Origin of the sequence: Massilia brevitalea (assembly GCF_030711405.1) — a bacterium.
Lineage (GTDB): Bacteria > Pseudomonadota > Gammaproteobacteria > Burkholderiales > Burkholderiaceae_D > Telluria > Telluria brevitalea.
Genome location: NZ_JAULSI010000026.1, coordinates 38,305 through 57,915 on the forward strand (window position 1 = coordinate 38,305; position 19,611 = coordinate 57,915).

Sequence of the window (19,611 nt, forward strand, 5' to 3'; positions counted from 1 at the left end):
GATGGGCCGGTGACGTATCCCGTACGGTGGGCACCCCGTGCCCACGCGGTGACGTGCGCATCGCTTGGACTCGTACCGGTAAACGTCGCTCGGACCGCTTCACTGTGCCGGGATTCAAAAGCATCGAATCGGATGGCGACTGGCGGATACCTCGCGAGCGACACCTTGCTGCCGCCGTCCGATTCATACGCACGTAACCGCGTGGGCACTTCGTGCCCACCGTACGAACGCGACGGCGCCGTAGTCGTTGTGGAACGATCCTTGTGCCCACGCGATCGAAGCGCGCAATCTCTGGTTGCCGCGCAATCAGTTCGGTGTCAGCATGCATGCTTGACAACAACATCAAACAAGCATGGACGCCCAGCTCTGGCTGATCTGTTTCCTTACCTTCGTCATCCACCTGATCGGCACCCTCGCCTACTCGGTGCGCATTGCCGGCGTGCGCACGCGGCGCATTGCGGTGTCGTTTGCCCTGTTCAGCATCCTGGTGCTGGTCTCGCGCACTTCGAATTCCTTCCTCGGGCCTTTCCTGGCCAAGCGGGTCGAATCGAACCTGGCCGGCACCATGGCCACGCACCTGCTGTCGGACTTCCGCTGGCTATTGGTGTCCGCCTCGCTGGCGACGATTGCCGGTGCGCTGTTGATTCCAACCTTCCAGCGCGTGTTCTGCCGCGCCGTCGAGCACTTCCAGGTGCACCGCTCGGTGCCGAAGCTTATCCTGCATGGTTTCTTCAAGGGCGGCCTCTCGTACATCCGGCACTCGGCCACGCTGCCATCCGCGCCACAGGTAAGCAAGCCAACGAAAACGGGCGCGGTATCGTGGTCCATCCTGCTGCTGAACGTCGGCGCCGCCGCGCTCTGGACCGTGGGCGTGTTCGCCGCCCTGTACGCCGGCGCGCTCGACCCGGCGGTGCGCGTCACATCGAGCACCCTGTCCTCGATCATCAACGGCGGCGCCACCATCATGATGGCCGTCTTCATCGACCCGCATTTGTCCGGCATGACCGACGATGTGGTCGAAGGCAAGCTCGACGAAGCGGAGTTCCGCCAGGGCATCGTGTGGCTGGTGGGCAGCCGCCTGGCCGGCACCTTGCTGGCGCAATTGCTGCTGGTGCCGTCGGCCATGGTCATCGTCTACGTGGCGCGGATCATTTGAAGCAAGGCAAGGCCGCGCACGCTTCTCCGGCATCTGGCTAGAATCTCTCTCAAGCCATATCGCAAGGGAATCACATGCATCGCTACAAAAACATCAGCGGCGAATCCGGTGTCGTTGCCTACGACATCGGCCGCCGTTCGATCACCGTGGAATTCCACAGCGGCGAGCGCTACCTCTACACCGACGAGAGCGCCGGCGCCGACAACATCACCGAAATGCAGCGCCTGGCCACGCTCGGCAGTGGCCTCTCGACCTACATCAGCCAGATCGTGCGCGAGCGCTATGCGCAAAAACTGAATTGAACTGGTAACCATGAAACTCGACACCCTGCCCGACCGCAGCTACGCCGTTTTCCTGTTCGACATGGACGGCACCCTGCTCACCTCGATCCGCTCCGCCGAACGCGTCTGGTCCACCTGGGCCCAGCGCCACGGCCTGGACGTGGATAAATTCCTGCCAACCCTGCACGGCAAGCGCACCCACGACACCATCAGCCAGCTGAAACTGCCCGGCGTCGACCCGATTGCCGAAGCCGCCTGGATCACCGCCGCCGAAATCGAGGACGTGGCCGACATCGAAGCCATCGAAGGCGCCGCCGCTTTCCTCTCCAGCCTGCCGCCCGAGCGCTGGGGCATCGTCACCTCGGCGCCGCGCAAGCTGGCCGAGGCGCGCCTGGCCGCGGCCGGCCTGCCCTCGCACCGGCTGCTGGTGGCGGCCGAGGACGTCGAGCACGGCAAGCCGGCGCCCGACCCTTTCCTGCTCGGCGCGCGCAAGCTCGATGCCGCCCCGGCCGACTGCCTGGTGTTCGAAGACACGCAAACCGGCCTGCGCTCGGCGGAAGCGGCCGGCATGGACGCCATCGTCGTCACCCTGACCCACGCGCATCCGATGGAAACCACCGTTCCCGCCATCCTCGACTACGCCGACCTGCAGGCGCAGACCAGCCCAGACGGCCAGCTGCGCGTGCTGCGCAAGGCTGCCTGATCACCCTTCCTGCTGCGGCGCCTCCGGCATCAGCCAGAACGCCGCCAGTACCACGTGGATCACCGCGCCGAGCGGCGCGTACCACAGCGACAGCAGGATCGCCGCCGCATACAGCCCGATCGATATCCGGTTCTTGCGGCTGCCCCAGGCCATCGCGTGGCCGCCCCCACTTACATCCAGCCGCCAGGCCAGCAGCATGAAGGAGACCGAGCAAAGCAGCAGCACCGCGCCATACAGCGCCACCGGCAGCGGCGCCATCGGATTCTCGCCGGCCCAGGCAGTTACATACGGGACCAGCGACATCCAGAACAGCAGGTGCAGGTTGGCCCACAGGATGCCGCCGTCCACCTTCTGAATCCGGTCGAACAGCGCGTGGTGGTTTACCCAGTAGATGCCCACGTAGACGAAGCTGAGCGCATAGCGCAGCCAGCCTGGCAGCACATGGGCCAGGTCGGCCACGTCGGTGCCATGCGGCGGCTTCAGCTCCAGCACCATGATCGTGATGATGATGGCGATGACGCCGTCGCTAAAGGCTTCGAGCCGGCCCTTGCTCATGGTACGGCGTGCGGTTTTGTCCTTCCCTTGGGTGACGACGGTGCTCATGGCGCCACCAGCTGCGCCGCCGGTTCCGGACGCCACACGTGGAAGGCCAGGATCGCCACCGGCAGCGCCAGCATCACGAAGCCCAGCGCCAGGTAGGCAAACGCCGCAGCGGCGCAGCCCAGGGCAAAGGCCAGCACCGGCCAGAAGAACTTGGCGCAGCGTGCGGCGGTGGCGGCGTCCGCCGCACCGCGCAGGCGGTCGACCGTATCGATGACGAGCTGGGTCACGTTCCCGGTCATCATCGAGGTCGGCGCCAGGTGGGTCAGCAGCAGCTTGCTGGCTGCGCTGTGCGCCCCCATCGCCGCCGTGCCGAGCAGCCCGGCCGCCATCGCCAGCGCACCGACGTGCTTGCCGATTGGCTCGGCCAGCATGCCGCACACCATGAAGCCGAGCAGCAGCACCAGCTGCAGCAGATACACCGGCCGCGTGGCCGCCGTGCCGCGCCCCTCGCAGCGCGCCACCAGCAGGCGGCAGGCCGCCACGCCGAGGATGAACGCCGGGAAGGCGAGCAGTTTCAGCAGCGATGGCGTTTGCGTCGGGTCGGCCAGCGACACCGCGATCAACACGAAGTTGCCGGTCACGTGGGCCGTGAACAGCCCGAACAGGGCGATGAAGCCGAAGGTGTCGACGTAGCCGGCCAAAAAGCCCATGCTGGCGCCTTGCAGGCGCTGGAATTGTGGGGTCGTCATGATCAGAACGCGAAGCAGCTGCAACCAAAGGCGCCCCAGAAGCCGCCGAAGTCCGATACCGGCACATTCGACTTGCGCGCGCGGTCGTGCGAGTGGGCGTGCACGCCGCAAGGGCCGCTGCACTGGTGCGGCATGGCGATTGCCGGCTGCTGTTGCGGCTCGGCGCGGCGCCAGTGGCCCGCCACCTTTTGTACCGGCGACCATTCCGGCAGCACCGGGATCGGCGCCGGCCCGTGGCCGGTGAACTCGGCCGCGCCATACACCACCTTGCCGCCAACGACCGTCAGCACCGACTCGATGGCCTTGATGTCGTCTTCCGGCACAGTGAAGAAATCGTTCGACAGCACAGCCAGGTCGGCCAGCATGCCTTCCTGGATGCGCCCCTTGCGGCCCTGTTCATTCGAGAACCATGCGCTGCCCGCGGTCCAGAGTTCGAGCGCGGTTTCGCGTGGCAGGTAACCATTGTCGCCATACAGCGGCAAGCCGCCGACGGTGCGCCCGGTCACCAGCCAGTACAGCGCCGTCCACGGGTTGTAGCTGGCCACGCGGGTGGCGTCGGTACCGGCGCCGACCGGCACGCCGCTTGCCAGCATCTGCTTGATTGGCGGCGTGGCGCGCGCGGCGTCCTTGCCGTAGCGGTCGACAAAATACTCGCCCTGGAAGGCCATGCGGTGCTGGATCGCGATGCCGCCGCCGAGTGCGCGTACGCGTTCTATGCTGCGCTCGCTGATGGTCTCGCAATGGTCGAACATCCAGTGCAGGCCGTCGAAGGGAATCTCGCGGTTCACCTTCTCGAAGACGTCGAGCATGCGCGTGATCGATTCCTCGTAGGTGGCGTGCAGGCGGAAAGGCCAGCGGCTGGCCACCAGGTGGCGCACCACCTTTTCCAGCTCGTCTTCCATGCCGGCCGCCAGTTCCGGGCGCGGCTCCAGGAAGTCCTCGAAGTCGGCCGCCGAGAACACCAGCATCTCGCCGGCGCCGTTGTGGCGGTAGTAGTCGCTGCCCTGCCCCGGCGTCACCATGTCGGTCCAGCGCTGGAAGTCTTCCAGTTCGCCGCCCTTGTTCTGGGTGAACAGGTTGTAGGCGATGCGGATGGTCAGCTGTTCCTCGCGGTCGAGCTGCTCGACGACGGCGTAGTCGTTGGGGAAGTTCTGGAAGCCGCCGCCGGCGTCGATGGCGCTGGTGATGCCGAGGCGGTTCAGCTCGCGCATGAACTGGCGCGTGGAGTTCACCTGCAAGTCGAGCGGCAGCGCCGGGCCCTTGGCCAGGGTGGCGTACAGGATCATCGCGTTCGGGCGCGCGATCAGCATGCCGGTGGGGTTGCCGGCGGCGTCGCGCTGGATCTCGCCGCCCGGCGGATTCGGCGTGTCCCTGGTGTAGCCGACGGCGCGCAGGGCGGCGCGGTTCAGCAGCGCGCGGTCGTACAGGTGCAGGATGAAGACCGGCGTGTCGGGCGCGGCGGCGTTGATCTCGTCCAGGGTCGGCAGGCGGCGCTCGGCAAACTGGAACTCGCTCCAGCCCCCCACCACGCGCACCCATTGCGGGTTTGGCGTGCGGTCGGCCTGGTCCTTCAGCATGCGCAGCGCGTCGCTAAGGGACGGCACGCCTTCCCAGCGCAGCTCCAGGTTGTAGTTCAGCCCACCGCGGATCAGGTGCAGGTGCGAATCGTTCAGGCCGGGGACCACGGTGCGGCCGTTCAGGTCGATCACCTGGCTGCCCGCTTCGCGATAACGCATCACGTGCTCGACATCGCCGACGGCGAGGAAGCGGCCGTCCTGCATGGCCACTGCGGTGGCTTGCGGCTGCTCGCGGTCGAGGGTGGCGAAGCGGCCGTTGATGAGGATGAGGGGCGCCGCGGCGCGTGGAGTGGACTGTGCTTGCATTGCTGCTCCTGTCGCCGGGCGCTGGCCGGCACGATGGTGGTGACGAGACGGTCCGCCCTCATGGCGGACCGGATCGGCTATGGCTTGGTATGTCGCCGCTGCGGCGTTCAGTGCGTGGCGGGGACCGGCGCCAGCACTTCGTTCTGGCCCTGGTTGCGTGCCGCAGCCTTGTGCACCATCGTGTAGGCGTAGTCGACGCCCATGCCGTAGGCGCCCGAGTGCTCGCGCACGATGTCCATCACGGCGTTGTAGGTGTCGCGGTGGGCCCAGTCGCGCTGCCATTCGAGCAGCACCTGCTGCCAGGTCACCGGGACCACGCCGGCCTGCACCATGCGCTGCATGGCGAAGTCGTGGGCTTCCTTGGTGGTGCCGCCCGAGGCGTCGGCCACCATGTAGATTTCGTAGTCGCCTTCGAGCATGGCGCACAGGGCGAAGGTGGTGTTGCAGACTTCGGTCCACAGGCCGGCCACGATGACCTTCTTGCGGCCGTTGGCCTTCAGTGCGTCGCGCACCTTCTGGTCGTCCCAGGAATTCATCGAGGTGCGTTCCAGGATCGGCTGGCCGGGGAAGACGTCCAGGATTTCCGGGTAGGTCTTGCCGGAGAAGGAATCGGTTTCCACGGTGGTGATGGTGGTCGGGATGCCGAAGGCTTTCGCTGCCTTGGCCAGGCCGACCACGTTGTTCTTCAGGGTCTGGCGGTCGATCGACTGCACGCCGAAAGCCATCTGCGGCTGGTGGTCGATGATGATCAGCTGCGAGTTTTGCGGGGTCAGGACTTCGAGTTTGGCGTTGTTCATGGTGTGCTCCTTTGGTATTGTGGTTTGCCGGGTTGTGCCGCGGCGGGTTTGGAAAATTTGGTTAGCCTTGACGGGTGTCTTCGGCTTCGGTCTTGACGTTGGCCTTGTTGCTTGCCACGCCGGTAATCTTGCTTTGGCACTCACTGGCGAACCAGGCTCGGGTGAGCGGAATGCCGTCGATCACACGCTTGGTGATCGGCACCACGTGCTCGCCGACCAGCATGCCCAGCAGGCCGATCAGGGCGATGGCGGGTGGCGCCGGGGAGCGCACATTGATCACACCGTAGAGCACGCCAGCCAGGATGCCGGCGCCGAAAGAGATCAGGTAGACCATCGTTCGCTCCTCGTTCTGCTGCGTTGATAATGCCGCTACGTTCGGTTATATCGTCGAGCGTGCCGGCTGCCGGTATTGCCTGTTTCTCCCTGCATCACCCTTTGTGTGCTGCGATGGAGTTCATTATGCGTGGCTAAAATGAAAACGAAAAACGGGAAAAATACAGTTGTAAAATCAAGTTTTTCGATGATTGTTTTTGCTGCTGGGCTCGGATTAGCTGCACCTGGTGAAAAGACTTTGACCGTGTTGATGAGATGAAGATTCCAATGACTTCCTGTCCGCTTGTTCTGCTCCCAGGGTTCATGCTGGACGAGACCCTGTGGGATGAGGTCGTGCCACTGTTGCAGTGGCAGGCGCCGGTGCACCGTTTGCCGCTGGGGCCGGGCACGACGACGGACGAGATTGCGCGCAGCATTGCGCGGGCGGCGCTGGAGCGCTTTGTGTTGATTGGCTTCTCGCTGGGCGGCTATATCGCGCGCAAGGTGGCGGAATTGTTTCCGGATCGGGTGGTGGCGTTGGTGCTGGTTGCCAGTTCGCTCGAGTCCGATACCCCCGAGCGGGCCAAGGCGAAGCAGGATGCGATCAGGGCGCTCGACCCTTCCACTTTTCGTGGCCTGAGCATGGGGTCGATTGCGCAGTCGCTGCATCCGGATCGGCGCGGCGATCGGGAATTGCTAACGCGGGTCAGGGAGATGGGGCACCGGCTCGGTTATGAGGCCCTGGTGGTGCAGTCGGGATTACAGCGCAATGGGATTGCGGCGGCGTCGTTGCAATGTCCGACGCTGGTGATTGGGGCGGATCAGGATGCCCTGCGCAGCGTGGCCGAGACCAGGGAATTGGCCGGGACGATACCTGGCGCAAGGCTGGAAATGATCAGGCATTCCGGCCACATGCTGCCATTGGAGCAGCCCCATGCATTGACCACTACCATCAAGGCATGGCTTGACTAGCTAGAAACGTTGCCATTATTGCATACATTTCATGCATGTATCATATCTCATCAATATGCAACACCCTCCGAAAATTTGACGAAATTGCGTGACAGTTGCCTTAGCGCAATTTAAGATTGCAGGCCGTTACCACATTTCGGCCGCACGCCTGCACGCGATTCTCCAATGAACAACATCACCAATATCGCCGGCTGGCGAGAGCGCATCTTTGCCTCCTTGCTGACCGTTGTCCTGGTTGTAGGCGCCATCTCCACCGCTGTTGTGATTCCCTTCCTGGTCCAGAACGGCATGTCGCTGGTCGCACTTGCCGATGGCTTGGCGCTGGTCTGGATGTTCGGGATCTGGCGCTTCAAGCGGCTGTCGTATGCCACCCGCGTCCTGAACTTCCTGGCGGTAGTCTACGTGCTGGCCATCGTCCTGATGCTGTCCGTCGGTTCCGCGAGCCTGAGCTACCTGCTCGGTCCGCCCCCTGATCGCCGCCATCCTGCTGAACCTGCGCTCCGCCATGATTGCCACCGCCCTCGGTGTTGCCGCCCTTGTCGTGGCCGGTGCGACCAGCCATATCGAATTGAGCATGCCGGGCATGAGCGATGCGCCGCTGAAATCATCAATTGTCGCCGCCATCAATTTCAGCACGGTAGGCGTCATGCTGTCGCTGACTTGCAGTACCCTCCTGCAGGGTCTGGCGCGCTCGCTGAAGGAGCTCGAACTCACGTCCGCAGCCGTGGCGCACCTGAACGACATGGTCCTGATCCTCGAAGCCGCCGATGTCCCCGGGCCGGACCAGAAGATCATCTTCGTCAACGATGCATTCCTGCACAGGATGGGCTATGCGCGCGCCGAAGTCCTCGGCAAGGGTTTGCACCTCCTGCGCGGCCAGGACACCGATGACGGCGTCTTTGCAGGCCTGTTTGGGGCGATGGCGGCGAACCGGACCGCCAAGGCCGAGATCATGGCCTACACCTGGCCCGGCGAGGCGTTTTGGCTGGAGATCGAGGTGATGCCGTTCACCCGCGACGAGGACTGCGCAAGCAACTGGGTCGTCGTCAGCCGCGACATCACGGAACGGCGCACGGCGGCAGACGCCATCCACCGCCTGGCCTTCTATGATGTGCTGACCGGACTGCCGAACCGGCGCCTGCTGATGGACCGCCTGGGCGCCACGGTGGCACGCAGCCAGGCCGAGAAGAGCGTCAGCGCGGTGCTCTACCTGGATATCGACAAGTTCAAGAACGTCAACGACGAACGCGGTCATGCCACCGGCGACGTGTTGCTCGAACATGCCGCCGCGCGCTTGAAACAGGCCGTGCGCGATACCGACATGGTGGCCCGCATCGGCGGCGACGAATTCGTCGTCCTGCTCGACGGCCGCGATCTGCATGCGGATACCGCCGCACGCCGCGCCCTGGAGGCTGCCGCCCTGGTGCGCGAGGCCCTGGCGGCGCCACTCGACCTCAAGGGCAAGCCCTACCGGATCGCGGCCAGCATCGGCATCGCACTGGCCAGGCCCGGCGGGCCGGGTGCGCACGATTTGCTGCGCGAAGCCGACACCGCCATGTACCACGCCAAGGCTGTCGGCCGCGATGGCGTGATGGTGTTCGAGGACGCCATGCTGGCCGACGCCCAGCACGCCCTCACGCTGGAGCGCGACCTGGCTGCGGCGCTTGAGAACGGCGAACTGGCCATGCACCTGCAGCTGCAGGTCGACCAGGGCGGCCTGCCGGTCGGCGCCGAACTCCTGATGCGCTGGCGCCGTGCCGACGGCAGCATGGAGCGGCCGGACGTCTTCATTCCCGTGGCCGAATCGAGCGGCCTGATCGTGCCGCTTGGGCACTGGGCCTTGCGCCAGGCCTGCGCCGCCTGGCTGACGCTCGAGGAGGCTGGATGCGCGATGCCCCTGTCGCTCAACGTCAGCCCGATCCAGTTCCGCCAGCCCGACTTCGTCGAGCAGGTGCAGAGGATTTTTGCCGAGACGGGCGCGCCGGCGCAGGAGTTCATCTTTGAAGTGACGGAAGGCCTGCTGATCGAGGATATCGACCAGACGATCAGGCGCATGCACCAGCTGGCCAGCCTGGGCATCCGCTTCTCGGTCGACGATTTCGGGACCGGTTATTCGAACCTGGCGTACCTGAAGAAGATGCCGCTCTACGAGCTGAAGATCGACAAGAGCTTCATGCGCGATACGCCCCAGGACCACAACAGCACGGCCATCGTCCAGTCGATCCTGGCGATGGCCGGGCACCTGGGACTGCGCGTGGTGGCGGAGGGCGTGGAAACCGCGGCGCAGGCCTGCTACCTCGGGCAGCACGGGTCAGCCTGTATGCAGGGCTTCCACTATCATCGGCCGATGCCGCTAGCCGATGTGATCGAGCGCCTGCGCGCCGCCGAATGCGCCTGACGGTCCCTCAGTCGTGCTGGTACACGCGCGGATCGAGCGTATGCTCCTCCACCGGCAATGGCGATGCGGCGGACGCCGGCGCCTCCCGCTTCGGATACGGCGTTCCATCCCGGTGCGTGTAGCTGTTGGTCGACCCGTCGTACATCAGATCGATGTCCGGATACGTCGCCCGGTCGGCCGGAATGTTCGGCCCCACCGCCACGAACAGCGCATTGCCCCAGCTGCGGTTCACCAGGTGATGCCCGTTCGGTTTCCCCGCCGGGAAGGCCGCGCAGTCGCCCGCGCGCATCAGGGTCTCGCCCTCGTCGGTAATCAGGGTGAGTTCGCCCGACACCACCATCACGAATTCGTCTTCATGCGTATGCCAGTGGCGCTGCGACGATGCCGCGCCCGGCTTGAGTTCAACCAGGTTGACGCCGAACTGGCTCAAGCCGCCGGCCTCGCCCAGCGACTGGCGGCTGCGGCCGTTGACGATCTCGGCGAAAGGTTCGGGATAACCGGTGCCGGTCAACACGGGGATACTGCTCAGGTCTAGCCGCGACATGCTTGCTCCTCAAGGATAAGTTGGGCGGCCGACCTGCCACAAGCCCGTGTCAGCCGCGCTTTTGTACTAACGTGAGGATATCGTAACTTGCCACCAGTTCGTCGTTCTGGTTGGTGACTTGCACATCCCAGGCCACCACGCCCTGTCCGCGTCCGGCGTCATCCGTGCGATTCCGGTCGACCTTGCGCTTGCAGGTCAGGCGTGCACGGATGGTGTCGCCGATCGCCACCGGCGCAACAAACCTCAGGTTGTCGAGTCCGTAGTTGGCCAGCACCGGCCCCGGCGCCGGCGACACGAACAGCCCTGCCGCCGCCGACAGCACGAAGTAGCCGTGCGCGATGCGCTTGCCGAACTGCGTGTCCTTGGCAGCGATCTCGTCGAAGTGCATGTAGAAGTAGTCGCCCGAGATACCGCCGAAATTGACGATATCGGCTTCGCTCACGGTCCGGCGGTGCGTCAGCAGCGAGTGGCCTATCTCCAGGTCCTCGAACCAGCGGCGGAACGGGTGGATCTCCGATTCCTTCACGGCCGCGCCGCGCACGTATTCGCCGGTTACGGCCGCCAGCATGGTCGGAGATCCCTGCACTGCCGCGCGCTGCAGGAAGTGCTTCACCGCGCGGATGCCGCCCAGCTCTTCGCCACCGCCGGCGCGGCCCGGGCCGCCGTGCTTCAGCTGCGGCAGCGGCGAGCCGTGGCCGGTGCTGTCGACTGCGGACTCGCGGTCGAGGATGTGCACGCGGCCGTGCGAGGCGGCGGCGATCGGCACGGCGTGCGCGGCGATCATCGGGTCTTTCGTCGCCAGCGTGGTCACCAGGCTGCCGCGGCCCAGCGCGGCCAGGTGCAGGGCCTCGTCGATGTCGCGGTAAGTCATCATGGTGGACACCGGGCCGAAGGCTTCGATGTCGTGCACGGCCGTGTTGATCGACGCGTTGCGGCACAGGAGCAGGGTCGGTGCGAAGAAGGCCCCATTTGCCGCGTTCTCGCCGACCGGGTTGAAGCCGTGGTGGGCGCCGAAGAGGACTTCGTTGCCGCGTGCGAGCAGTTCCACGCGTTCGCTGACGTCGCGGTGCTGGTCCATCGAGGCCAGCGCGCCCATGCGCACGCCTTCCATCTTCGGGTTGCCGACCACGGTCTTTTCCAGGCGCGCGCGCAGGCGTTCGCCCAGCGCATCGACGTGCTGCTCGGGCACGATGATGCGGCGGATGGCCGTGCACTTCTGGCCGGCCTTGCCGGTCATCTCGCGTGCGACTTCTTTTACGAAAAGGTCGAACTCGGGGTCGTCCGGGGTCACGTCGGGGGCCAGGATGGCGGCGTTCAGGGAGTCGGCTTCGGCCGTGAACGGGACCGATTCGCGGATCAGGTTGGGGTTGGCCTTCAGCTTGGCGGCAGTGTCGGCCGAGCCGGTGAAGGTGACGGTGTCGAAACCCGTCAGGCGGTCGAGCAGATCGCCGGTGGAGCCGATCACCAGTTGCAGTGCGCCTTCCGGCAGCAGGCCGGAGTCGTGGATCATCTTGACCACCGCGTGGGTCAGGTAGCTGGTGGCGGTGGCGGGCTTGCCGATGCAGGGCATGGCGGCCAGGAAGCTCGGCGCGAATTTCTCGAGCAGGCCCCAGATCGGGAAGTTGAAGGCGTTGATGTGCACTGCCAGGCCGCCTTTCGGGACCAGGATGTGGGTGCCGGCGAAGCCGCCGCGCTTGCCCAGGTTCAGGGCCGGGCCTTCGTGCAAGACGTTCGAGGATGGCAGCTCGCGCGAGCCCATGCTGGCGTAGGCGAACAGGGTGCCGATGCCGCCTTCGACGTCGACCCAGCTGTCGGGGCGGGTGGCGCCGGTCAGGTGCGAGATTTCGTAGAGTTCTTCCTTGCGCTCCATGAGGTACATGGCCAGGGCTTTCAGGCGCTGGGCGCGGGTCTGGAAGTCGAGCTGCATCAGGGCGGGGACGCCGGTCTTGCGGGCATAGGTGACGGCTTCGTCGAAGTCGAGCTTTTCGGCGTGGGTGTGGTAGACCAGTTGGCCGTCGAGGGCGCTGTGCAGGGGGGTGGCGGCTTCAGTGCCGATCCAGCGGCCGGCGATCCAGCTTTGCAGGGTGCTTGGGGTGTGCATGTTTTGTCTCCTCGGATTTCTTGCAGGCGTTTGGGCTGATCATCGGCCGGAATCCGCGTGGGCTCGAGAGGCCACCCTACGGACAGCCGGTAGCCGTTTATTCTTTGGGGGTGTGGCCGCCGTTGTTCGAGAAATCGAAGACGGGGCGGTTGGGTTCGATTTCGGTGTAGGCCTCGACTTCGCGCATGGTGTTCAGGGAGCGCGTGGTCAGCTGGTGGTACTGGCGGGTGCCGAAGCTTTTCCATGCGATTTCTTCGGGCTTCAGCTCGCGCATCACGCGTGCGGGGGTGCCCATCACCATGCTGCGCGGGGGGATGAGCATTTTGGCTTTCACGAAGCTCATGGCGGCGACGATGGATTCCTCGCCGACGACGGCGCCGTCCATCACGACGGCGTTCATGCCGACCATGGCGTTGCGGCCGACGCGGCAGCCGTGCAGCACGGCGCCGTGGCCGATGTGGCCGTCGACTTCGATCACGGTTTCGCCGTCTTCGAAGCCGTGCATGACGCAGCTGTCCTGCACGTTGGCGCCCTCTTCCAGGATCAGGCGGCCGAAGTCGCCGCGCAGCGAGGCCAGTGGGCCGATGTAGCAACGCGGGCCGACGATCACGTCGCCGATCAGTACCGCCGTCGGGTGCACGTAGGCGGTGGGATGCACCACCGGGCGCACGCCGTCGATTTCGTAGACCTTGACCATGTTCTTTATACCCGCTCGATGATGAGGGCGATGCCCTGGCCGACGCCGATGCACATCGTGCAGAGGGCATAGCGGCCGCCCGTGCGCTGCAGTTGCCAGACGGCGGTGGTGACCAGGCGTGCACCGGACGCGCCGAGCGGGTGGCCGAGGGCAATCGCGCCGCCGTTCGGGTTCACGTGCTCGGCGTCGTCGGCAACGCCGAGGTCGCGCAGCACGGCCAGGCCTTGGGAAGCAAAGGCTTCGTTCAGTTCGATCACGTCCATCTGCTCGATGGTCAAGCCCGTCTGGGCCAGCACCTTCTTCGTGGCTGGCGACGGGCCGAAGCCCATGATGCGCGGCGCCAGGCCGGCGGTGGCCATGCCGATAATGCGGGCGCGCGGGGTCAGGCCGAAGCGTTCGGCGGCGCTGGCGGAGGCAATCAGGACCGCTGCGGCGCCGTCGTTCACGCCGGATGCGTTACCGGCGGTGACGGTACCGCTTGGTTCGACCACGCCTTTCAGCTTGGCCAGCGCTTCGATGCTGGTGTCCGGACGCGGATGCTCGTCGGTGTCGAACACGCGCGACTCGCCTTTTTTCGAATGCAGGGTCACGTGGACGATTTCGTCCTTGAACAAACCGGCCGCGTTCGCGCGCGCCCAGCGCTGCTGGCTGCGGATGGCGAATGCGTCCTGGTCGGCGCGGTTGATGTTGAATTCCCTGGCCACGTTCTCGGCGGTTTCCGGCATCGAGTCGATGCCGTACTTCGCCTTCATCAACGGATTGACGAAGCGCCAGCCGATGGTGGTGTCTTCGATCTTGGCGGCGCGCGAGAAGGCGCTGTCCGCCTTGCCCATCACGAAAGGCGCACGCGTCATGCTTTCCGAGCCGCCGGCGATGATCAGATTCGCCTGGCCCGAGATGATGGCGCGGGCGCCGATGCCGATGGCGTCCAGGCTGGAGCCGCACAGGCGGTTGATGGTATTGCCGGGCACCTCGACCGGCAGGCCGGCCAGCAGGCCCGCCATGTGGCCGACGTTGCGGTTGTCTTCGCCGGCCTGGTTGGCGCAGCCCCAGTACAAATCGTCGACGGTGGCCCAGTCGACGCCCTGGTTGCGTTCGATGAGGGCGGCAATCGGCAGCGCGGCCAGGTCGTCGGCGCGCACCGAGGCGAGCGCGCCGCCGTAGCGGCCGAAGGGGGTGCGGACTGCGTCGCAGATGTAGGCGTCGATCATGATGTCTCCAGTGTGTTTTTAGGTATTCTTCGGGCGCTTGTCGACCACGCGCCGGGCCTTGCCGGTCAGCGTGCGTTCGATGCCCATCGGCGGCGTCAGGGTGACCCTGGTGCTCACGCCCACATAGGTCTTGATGCAGTGCTGCAGTTCCTTGCACAGCGCGTCGACGTCGCCCGGCGCCATGCCGTGTTCCTTCAGTTCGCCGAACACTTCCAGCGTATCGAGGTGGCCATCGCGCGCGACGACCAGCTGGTATTGCGGCGCCAGCGCCGGCATCTTCAGCACCAGTTCCTCGATCTGGCTCGGGAACACGTTCACGCCGCGGATGATCAGCATGTCGTCCGAGCGGCCGGTGATGCGGCCCATGCGGCGCATGGCACGCGAAGTCGGCGGCAAGAGTCGCGTCAGGTCGCGCGTGCGGTAGCGGATGATGGGCAGCGCTTCCTTGCTGAGCGAGGTGAACACCAGTTCGCCCTCTTCGCCGTCGGGCAGCACTTCGCCGGTGTCGGGGTCGATGATCTCGGGGTAGAAATGGTCTTCCCAGATCACCGGGCCGTCCTTGCTCTCGATGCATTCGCTGGCCACGCCCGGGCCCATCACTTCGGACAGGCCGTAGATGTCGACCGCGTCGATGCCGGCCGCTTCTTCGATCGTGGCGCGCATCGCGTTGGTCCACGGTTCGGCCCCGAAGATGCCGACCTTCAGCGAAGACTGTGCCGGGTCCAGGCCCTGGCGCTTGAACTCCTCGACGATGTTCAGCATGTACGAGGGCGTGACCATGATGACCGAGGGCTTGAAGTCGCAGATCAGCTGCACCTGCTTCTCGGTCTGCCCGCCCGACATCGGCACCACGGTGCAACCCAGACGCTCGGCGCCGTAGTGGGCGCCCAGGCCGCCGGTGAACAGGCCGTAGCCATAGGCCACGTGGACCATGTCGCCCGGGCGGCCGCCGGCGGCGCGGATCGAGCGCGCCACCACGTCGGCCCAGGTGTTGATGTCCTTCTGCGTGTAGCCGACCACGGTTGGACGGCCGGTGGTGCCGGACGAGGCATGCACGCGCACCACCTGCTCGCGCGGCACGGCAAACATGCCGAAGGGGTAGTTGTCGCGCAGGGTCTTCTTGTCGGTGAAGGGGAACCTGGCCAGGTCGCCGAGGGACTTCAAGTCACTCGGGTGCACGCCGGCTTCATCGAAGGCCTTGCGGTAGTGCGGCACCTTGTCGTAGGCGTGCTGCAGCGACCATTGCAGGCGTTCGAGCTGCAGCGCCTGCAGTTCGTCGCGGCTGGCGCGTTCGATCGGCTCCAGGTCGCCTGGTTCAGGAATGCGTTGGACCATGATGTTGTCTCCTTCCGTTCTCGTGTTGCTGTTTCAAGTTGCTGCGTCAGTCACCATGCCGCTCACGCGGTGCGACTTGCCGCGGAAAAGCGCGATGGTTTTTCCTTCGGCATTCGTCACGGTGACGTCGTAGACGCCGGTCTTCCCAAGCAGCGCCTGCTCCACCGCTTCGGCCGTCAGGATGTCGCCTTCGCGCCCAGGCGCCAGGTAGTCGATGGTGCAGCCGGCGCCGACCGTATTGAAGTTGTGCGAGTTGCAGGCAAAGGCGAATGCGCTGTCGGCCAGCGTGAAGATGAAACCGCCGTGGCAGCTGGCGTGGCCATTGAGCATGTCGGCGCGCACGCGCATGCTCATGCGTGCGTAGCCGGGGCGGATTTCCTCGAGCGTCATGCCCAGGCCCTTGCTGGCCGGGTCGCGTTCGTACATGGTTTTGCCGGCCAGTTCGGCCAGGGCTTGTGGTTCGCCAAGTGGGACGCTATGCATGGAAACGGGCTCCGTTCGGGTTGGCGGCAAGCTTGCGGCGCAGGAGGGGTGAGACGCGGTAGCGGTCTTCGCCATAGGTGGCGGCGAGGTTCGCCAGCACGGTCACGATGTGATGGATGCCGACTGCATCGGCCCAGGCCAGCGGGCCGCGCGGGTAGTGCACGCCCTTCTGCATGGCGATGTCCACCGCGCTGACGCTGCACACGCCCTGGTTCACGGCGTCGGCCGCTTCGTTGGCGAGCATGGCGACGGTGCGCATCACGGCCATGCCGGGCACGTCGTCCAGCTTGCAGACCTCGAAGCCGGTGGCCTGGAACATGCCGACGGTCGAGTAGTACGCATCAATGCTGCACTGGTCGGCGCGCGCCAGGGCGATGCGTTTGGCCGTGGCGTGATCGAGCAGCAGGTCGTAGACCACGGTGTTGGCGTGGTTGTTGGCGGCGGCGCGCTCGGTGGCGCTGCGGCCGTCGGTGAGGAAGATGGCGGCGCCGTTGCAGTGGAAAGCCGGGGCTTCGTGCTTCTCGGCGCCGTGCAGCGGTTCGCGGTGGCCGACCGTGAAGCCGGCATCAAGCAGGCGCGCTTCCATCGGGCTGAGGATGCTGTTGACCACTTCGCGGCGCACGCTGATGCCGACCGTGCTCGGGCGCGGCTGCGGGGCTTCAATCTTCGGTGTCGGCTTCGCCGCATCGTCGCCGTAGCGGTAGAAGCCGCGCCCGGATTTGCGGCCGAGGAAGCCGGCGTTCACCAGTTCCTGCTGCACCACCGAGGGCGTGTAGCGCGGGTCGCCGAAATAGGCGGCGTGCACCGATTGCGTGACCGAGAAGTTGACGTCGTGGCCGATCAGGTCCATCAGCTCGAAGGGCCCCATGCGGAAACCGCCGCAGTCGCGTAGTACGGCGTCCAGCGTGGCCGGGTCGGCGGCGCGTTCCTGCAGCAGGCGCAGGGCTTCGGCGTAGTAAGGACGGGCGACGCGGTTGACGATGAAGCCGGGCGTCGACTTGGCGTGGACCGGGTCCTTGCCCCAGGCTTGCGCGGTGGCGTAGACGGTGGCGGCGACTTCCTTGCTGGTGGCCAGGCCGCTGATCACCTCGACCAGCGCCATCAGCGGCACCGGGTTAAAGAAGTGCATGCCGACCAGGCGCTCGGGGTGGCGCAGCGGTGCGGCAATCGCCGTTACCGAGATCGACGATGTATTCGTGGCGAGGATGCAGCGCTCGCCGACGATGCCTTCCAGCTCGGTGAACAGCGTGCGCTTGGCGTCCAGGTTCTCGACGATGGCTTCGATGACGATGGCGGCGTCTTTTACGCCGGCCAGTGTATCGACGGTCTGCAGGCGCTCGCGCGCCAGGTCCGCCTCGGCGGCGCCCATGCGGCCCTTGTCGACCAGCTTGTCGAAGACCTTGCCGATATCGGCGACGGCCTTGGCGGCGGCGCCGGGGCGCGTGTCGAACAGGCGCACCCCGTGGCCGGCTGCCGCAGCAATCTGCGCGATGCCCGCACCCATGGCGCCGCTGCCGATGACGGCAACGACGTTCTCCTTGGCCAGCGCCTCCATCACTCCCCCTTGAACTGGGCCGGGCGCTTGGCGATGAAGGCGGCGACGCCCTCGCGGTAATCGTGGCTGTAGCCCAGCTCGCGCATCATCGCGCCTTCTAACTGCAGTTGTTCCGGCAGGGTGTTGGCGTAGCTGGCTTGCAGCGCTTTCTTGGTAAAGGCGAGGCCTTTCGTTGGCGCGGTAGCGAAGTGGTCGGCCATGGCCAGGGCTTCGTCCATCAGCGCTTCGTCGGGCACGCAGCGCCAGATCAGGCCCCAGTCTTCCGCCTTTTCGGCACTGAGTTTTTCGCCCAGCATGGCCAGGCCCGTGGCGCGGGCGTGGCCGATCAGGCGCGGCAAATGCCAGGTGCCGCCGGTGTCGGGGATCAGGCCCAGCTTGCAGAAGGCTTCGATGAAACTGGCCGATTTGGCGGCCAGCACGATGTCGCAGGCCAGCGCCAGGTTGGCGCCGGCGCCGGCGGCCACGCCATTCACGGCGCAGATCACGGGCATTGGCAGCGAACGCAGGGTCATGACCAGCGGCGCATAGAATTTTTCCACCGATTCGCCGAGGTCCACGCCCGGCGCGCCAGGGGCGACGGCGCGGTCGCCCAGGTCCTGGCCGGCGCAAAAGCCGCGGCCGGCGCCGGTCAGCACCAGCACGCGCACGGATTTGTCGGCTTGCAGCTTGTCGAGGGCGTCGCGCACTTCCAGGTGCATGGCCTGGGTGAAGCTGTTCAGGCGGTCGGGGCGGTTCAGCGTCAGCACTGCGACGCCGTTTTCCACCATGTACAGGATCGATTCGTAGTTCATGGTTGTCTCCTCCAGTTGTTGTTATTCGTGCTGGTCGAAATCGACGATCAATTTGTCGGTGATCGGGAAGGCCTGGCAGGACAGGACGAAGCCGCGTGCGACTTCGTAGTCTTCCAGTGCGTAGTTCACGTCCATCTCGACATTGCCCTCGACGACCTTGCAGCGGCAGGTCGAGCAGACGCCGCCCTTGCACGAGTAGCGCATGTCGATGCCGGCGCGCAGGCCGGCGTCGAGGATGGACTCCTTGTCCTTGTCCATCGTGAAGCTGGCGGCGCTGCCGTCCATGATGACGGTGACTTCGGTCTGGTGGCGTGCTCCCTCCACGACCGGACGCGGCTTGTGCTCGTGTTTTGGAATGCTGGCGGCGAACAGCTCGATGCGGATGCGTTCCTTCGGCAGGCCCGCGTCCTGCAGCGACTTCGAGACGCCGTGCATCATGTCTTCCGGGCCGCAGACAAAGGCGACGTCGATGTGATCGATGGGGATCCAGTGCTTGAGGAAGGCGCTGCATTTTTCGCCGGTGATGCGGCCGTTGAAGAGTTCGATGTCCTGCTGCTCGCGGCTCATCACGTACACGAGCTTCAGGCGGCCCATGTAGATGTCCTTCAGGTCGGTGAGTTCGTCGCGGAAGATCACCGACGACGAAGCGCGGTTGCCGTACACGAGGGTGAAGCGGCTCTTCGGCTCGGCCAGCAGCGTGGTCTTGATGATCGACAGGATAGGCGTGATGCCGCTGCCGGCGGCAAAGGCGAGATAGTGGCGTTCGCTGGTTGCGTCGAGCGGCACGTTGAAGTGGCCCATCGGCGGCATCACATCCAGCGTGGCGCCGGCTTGCAGCTGCTCGTTGGCCCAGCTCGAGAACAGGCCGCCGGGTGTGCGCTTGATGGCCACGCGCAGGGTCTCGTCCTGCACGGCGGAGCAGATCGAATAGGAGCGGCGCACATCTTCGCCGTCGATCAGCGCGCGCAGGGTCAGGTGCTGGCCCTGCTGGTAGGCGAAGGTGGTTTTGAGTTCGGGCGGGACGGCAAAGGTGACCGCGATCGCATCGCGCGTCTCGTGCTTCACCTTGGCGACAGTCAGTGGATAGAATTTGCTCATGG

At 65.6% G+C, this 19,611-nt stretch carries 20 protein-coding genes and 2 pseudogenes; 8 read left to right on the forward strand and 14 right to left on the reverse strand.

Features of this window, described 5'->3' with window-relative positions:
- The first annotated feature begins 352 nt into the window (after positions 1-352).
- The 3 genes from QWL29_RS16895 (at position 353) to QWL29_RS16905 (ending at position 2,140) form a co-directional block, all read left to right on the forward strand.
- Complete coding sequence (locus QWL29_RS16895; RefSeq protein ID WP_305824043.1) at positions 353-1,156, forward strand: lipid II flippase Amj family protein; 804 nt, start codon at positions 353-355, stop codon at positions 1,154-1,156.
- A 74-nt stretch (positions 1,157-1,230) separates the two neighbouring features.
- Positions 1,231-1,458: a hypothetical protein gene (locus QWL29_RS16900; protein WP_305824044.1), complete on the forward strand. Its 228-nt coding sequence runs from the start codon at positions 1,231-1,233 to the stop codon at positions 1,456-1,458.
- A gap of 10 nt (positions 1,459-1,468) precedes the next feature.
- Positions 1,469-2,140 (forward strand): HAD-IA family hydrolase, encoded by a 672-nt coding sequence (locus QWL29_RS16905; protein ID WP_305824045.1) that lies wholly within the window; start codon positions 1,469-1,471, stop codon positions 2,138-2,140.
- On the opposite strand, the gene QWL29_RS16910 is transcribed toward QWL29_RS16905, so the two are convergent.
- The 5 genes from QWL29_RS16910 to QWL29_RS16930 form a co-directional block, all read right to left on the reverse strand.
- Positions 2,141-2,743: a TMEM175 family protein gene (locus QWL29_RS16910; protein ID WP_308635619.1), complete on the reverse strand. Its 603-nt coding sequence runs from the start codon at positions 2,741-2,743 to the stop codon at positions 2,141-2,143.
- Positions 2,740-3,432, reverse strand: a complete 693-nt coding sequence (locus QWL29_RS16915) for a YoaK family protein (protein WP_305824046.1) — start codon at positions 3,430-3,432, stop codon at positions 2,740-2,742. Before QWL29_RS16915 ends, QWL29_RS16910 begins: the two co-directional genes overlap by 4 nt.
- Before the next feature lie 2 nt (positions 3,433-3,434).
- Positions 3,435-5,315 carry an amidohydrolase gene (locus QWL29_RS16920; protein ID WP_305824047.1) on the reverse strand — a complete coding sequence of 627 codons (1,881 nt, stop codon included), beginning with the start codon at positions 5,313-5,315 and terminating at the stop codon, positions 3,435-3,437.
- A 107-nt stretch (positions 5,316-5,422) separates the two neighbouring features.
- Complete coding sequence (locus tag QWL29_RS16925) at positions 5,423-6,112, reverse strand: hydrolase (protein ID WP_229437381.1); 690 nt, start codon at positions 6,110-6,112, stop codon at positions 5,423-5,425.
- A 61-nt stretch (positions 6,113-6,173) separates the two neighbouring features.
- On the reverse strand, positions 6,174-6,446 hold the full coding sequence (locus QWL29_RS16930) for a XapX domain-containing protein (RefSeq protein WP_305824048.1): 273 nt from the start codon (positions 6,444-6,446) through the stop codon (positions 6,174-6,176).
- 129 nt (positions 6,447-6,575) lie between these two features.
- Here QWL29_RS16930 and QWL29_RS16935 point away from each other — a divergent pair, with 129 nt between their 5' ends.
- The 5 genes and pseudogenes from QWL29_RS16935 to QWL29_RS16950 all read left to right on the forward strand — a co-directional run bounded on the left by QWL29_RS16935 (position 6,576) and on the right by QWL29_RS16950 (position 9,794).
- Complete coding sequence (locus QWL29_RS16935; protein ID WP_305824049.1) at positions 6,576-6,704, forward strand: hypothetical protein; 129 nt, start codon at positions 6,576-6,578, stop codon at positions 6,702-6,704.
- An 8-nt stretch (positions 6,705-6,712) separates the two neighbouring features.
- A complete protein-coding gene (locus QWL29_RS16940) occupies positions 6,713-7,396 on the forward strand; it encodes an alpha/beta fold hydrolase (protein WP_370663707.1) in 684 nt (227 codons plus the stop codon).
- A gap of 165 nt (positions 7,397-7,561) precedes the next feature.
- Positions 7,562-7,801, forward strand: a pseudogene (locus QWL29_RS26785) (putative bifunctional diguanylate cyclase/phosphodiesterase); the annotation flags it as partial.
- A 100-nt stretch (positions 7,802-7,901) separates the two neighbouring features.
- Positions 7,902-8,021 (forward strand): annotated as a pseudogene (locus QWL29_RS26790) (hypothetical protein); the annotation flags it as partial.
- A 21-nt stretch (positions 8,022-8,042) separates the two neighbouring features.
- Positions 8,043-9,794 carry a putative bifunctional diguanylate cyclase/phosphodiesterase gene (locus QWL29_RS16950; RefSeq protein WP_305824052.1) on the forward strand — a complete coding sequence of 584 codons (1,752 nt, stop codon included), beginning with the start codon at positions 8,043-8,045 and terminating at the stop codon, positions 9,792-9,794.
- Positions 9,795-9,801: 7 nt separating this feature from the next.
- Here the strand turns inward: QWL29_RS16950 and QWL29_RS16955 are convergent, their stop codons facing one another.
- The 9 genes from QWL29_RS16955 to paaE form a co-directional block, all read right to left on the reverse strand.
- Entirely contained in the window at positions 9,802-10,338 is a 537-nt protein-coding gene (locus tag QWL29_RS16955) for a cupin domain-containing protein (protein WP_305824053.1), read from the reverse strand.
- A 49-nt stretch (positions 10,339-10,387) separates the two neighbouring features.
- Positions 10,388-12,439: a phenylacetic acid degradation bifunctional protein PaaZ gene (paaZ, locus tag QWL29_RS16960; protein ID WP_305824054.1), complete on the reverse strand. Its 2,052-nt coding sequence runs from the start codon at positions 12,437-12,439 to the stop codon at positions 10,388-10,390.
- Between the two features lie 97 nt (positions 12,440-12,536).
- Entirely contained in the window at positions 12,537-13,136 is a 600-nt protein-coding gene (locus QWL29_RS16965; protein WP_305824055.1) for a phenylacetic acid degradation protein PaaY, read from the reverse strand.
- 5 nt (positions 13,137-13,141) lie between these two features.
- The gene (gene pcaF, locus QWL29_RS16970) at positions 13,142-14,347 is read right to left on the reverse strand and encodes a 3-oxoadipyl-CoA thiolase (protein ID WP_305824056.1); all 1,206 of its coding nucleotides are present in this window, start codon (positions 14,345-14,347) and stop codon (positions 13,142-13,144) included.
- 18 nt (positions 14,348-14,365) lie between these two features.
- The gene (gene paaK, locus QWL29_RS16975) at positions 14,366-15,682 is read right to left on the reverse strand and encodes a phenylacetate--CoA ligase PaaK (protein ID WP_305824057.1); all 1,317 of its coding nucleotides are present in this window, start codon (positions 15,680-15,682) and stop codon (positions 14,366-14,368) included.
- Between the two features lie 33 nt (positions 15,683-15,715).
- Positions 15,716-16,165 (reverse strand): hydroxyphenylacetyl-CoA thioesterase PaaI, encoded by a 450-nt coding sequence (gene paaI / locus QWL29_RS16980; protein WP_305824058.1) that lies wholly within the window; start codon positions 16,163-16,165, stop codon positions 15,716-15,718.
- Positions 16,158-17,720 (reverse strand): 3-hydroxyacyl-CoA dehydrogenase PaaH, encoded by a 1,563-nt coding sequence (gene paaH, locus QWL29_RS16985; protein WP_305824059.1) that lies wholly within the window; start codon positions 17,718-17,720, stop codon positions 16,158-16,160. Before paaH ends, paaI begins: the two co-directional genes overlap by 8 nt.
- Entirely contained in the window at positions 17,720-18,511 is a 792-nt protein-coding gene (paaG, locus tag QWL29_RS16990; RefSeq protein ID WP_305824060.1) for a 2-(1,2-epoxy-1,2-dihydrophenyl)acetyl-CoA isomerase PaaG, read from the reverse strand. Before paaG ends, paaH begins: the two co-directional genes overlap by 1 nt.
- 21 nt (positions 18,512-18,532) lie before the next feature.
- Positions 18,533-19,609 (reverse strand): 1,2-phenylacetyl-CoA epoxidase subunit PaaE, encoded by a 1,077-nt coding sequence (gene paaE / locus QWL29_RS16995; protein ID WP_305824061.1) that lies wholly within the window; start codon positions 19,607-19,609, stop codon positions 18,533-18,535.
- Between the last annotated feature and the right edge of the window lie 2 nt (positions 19,610-19,611).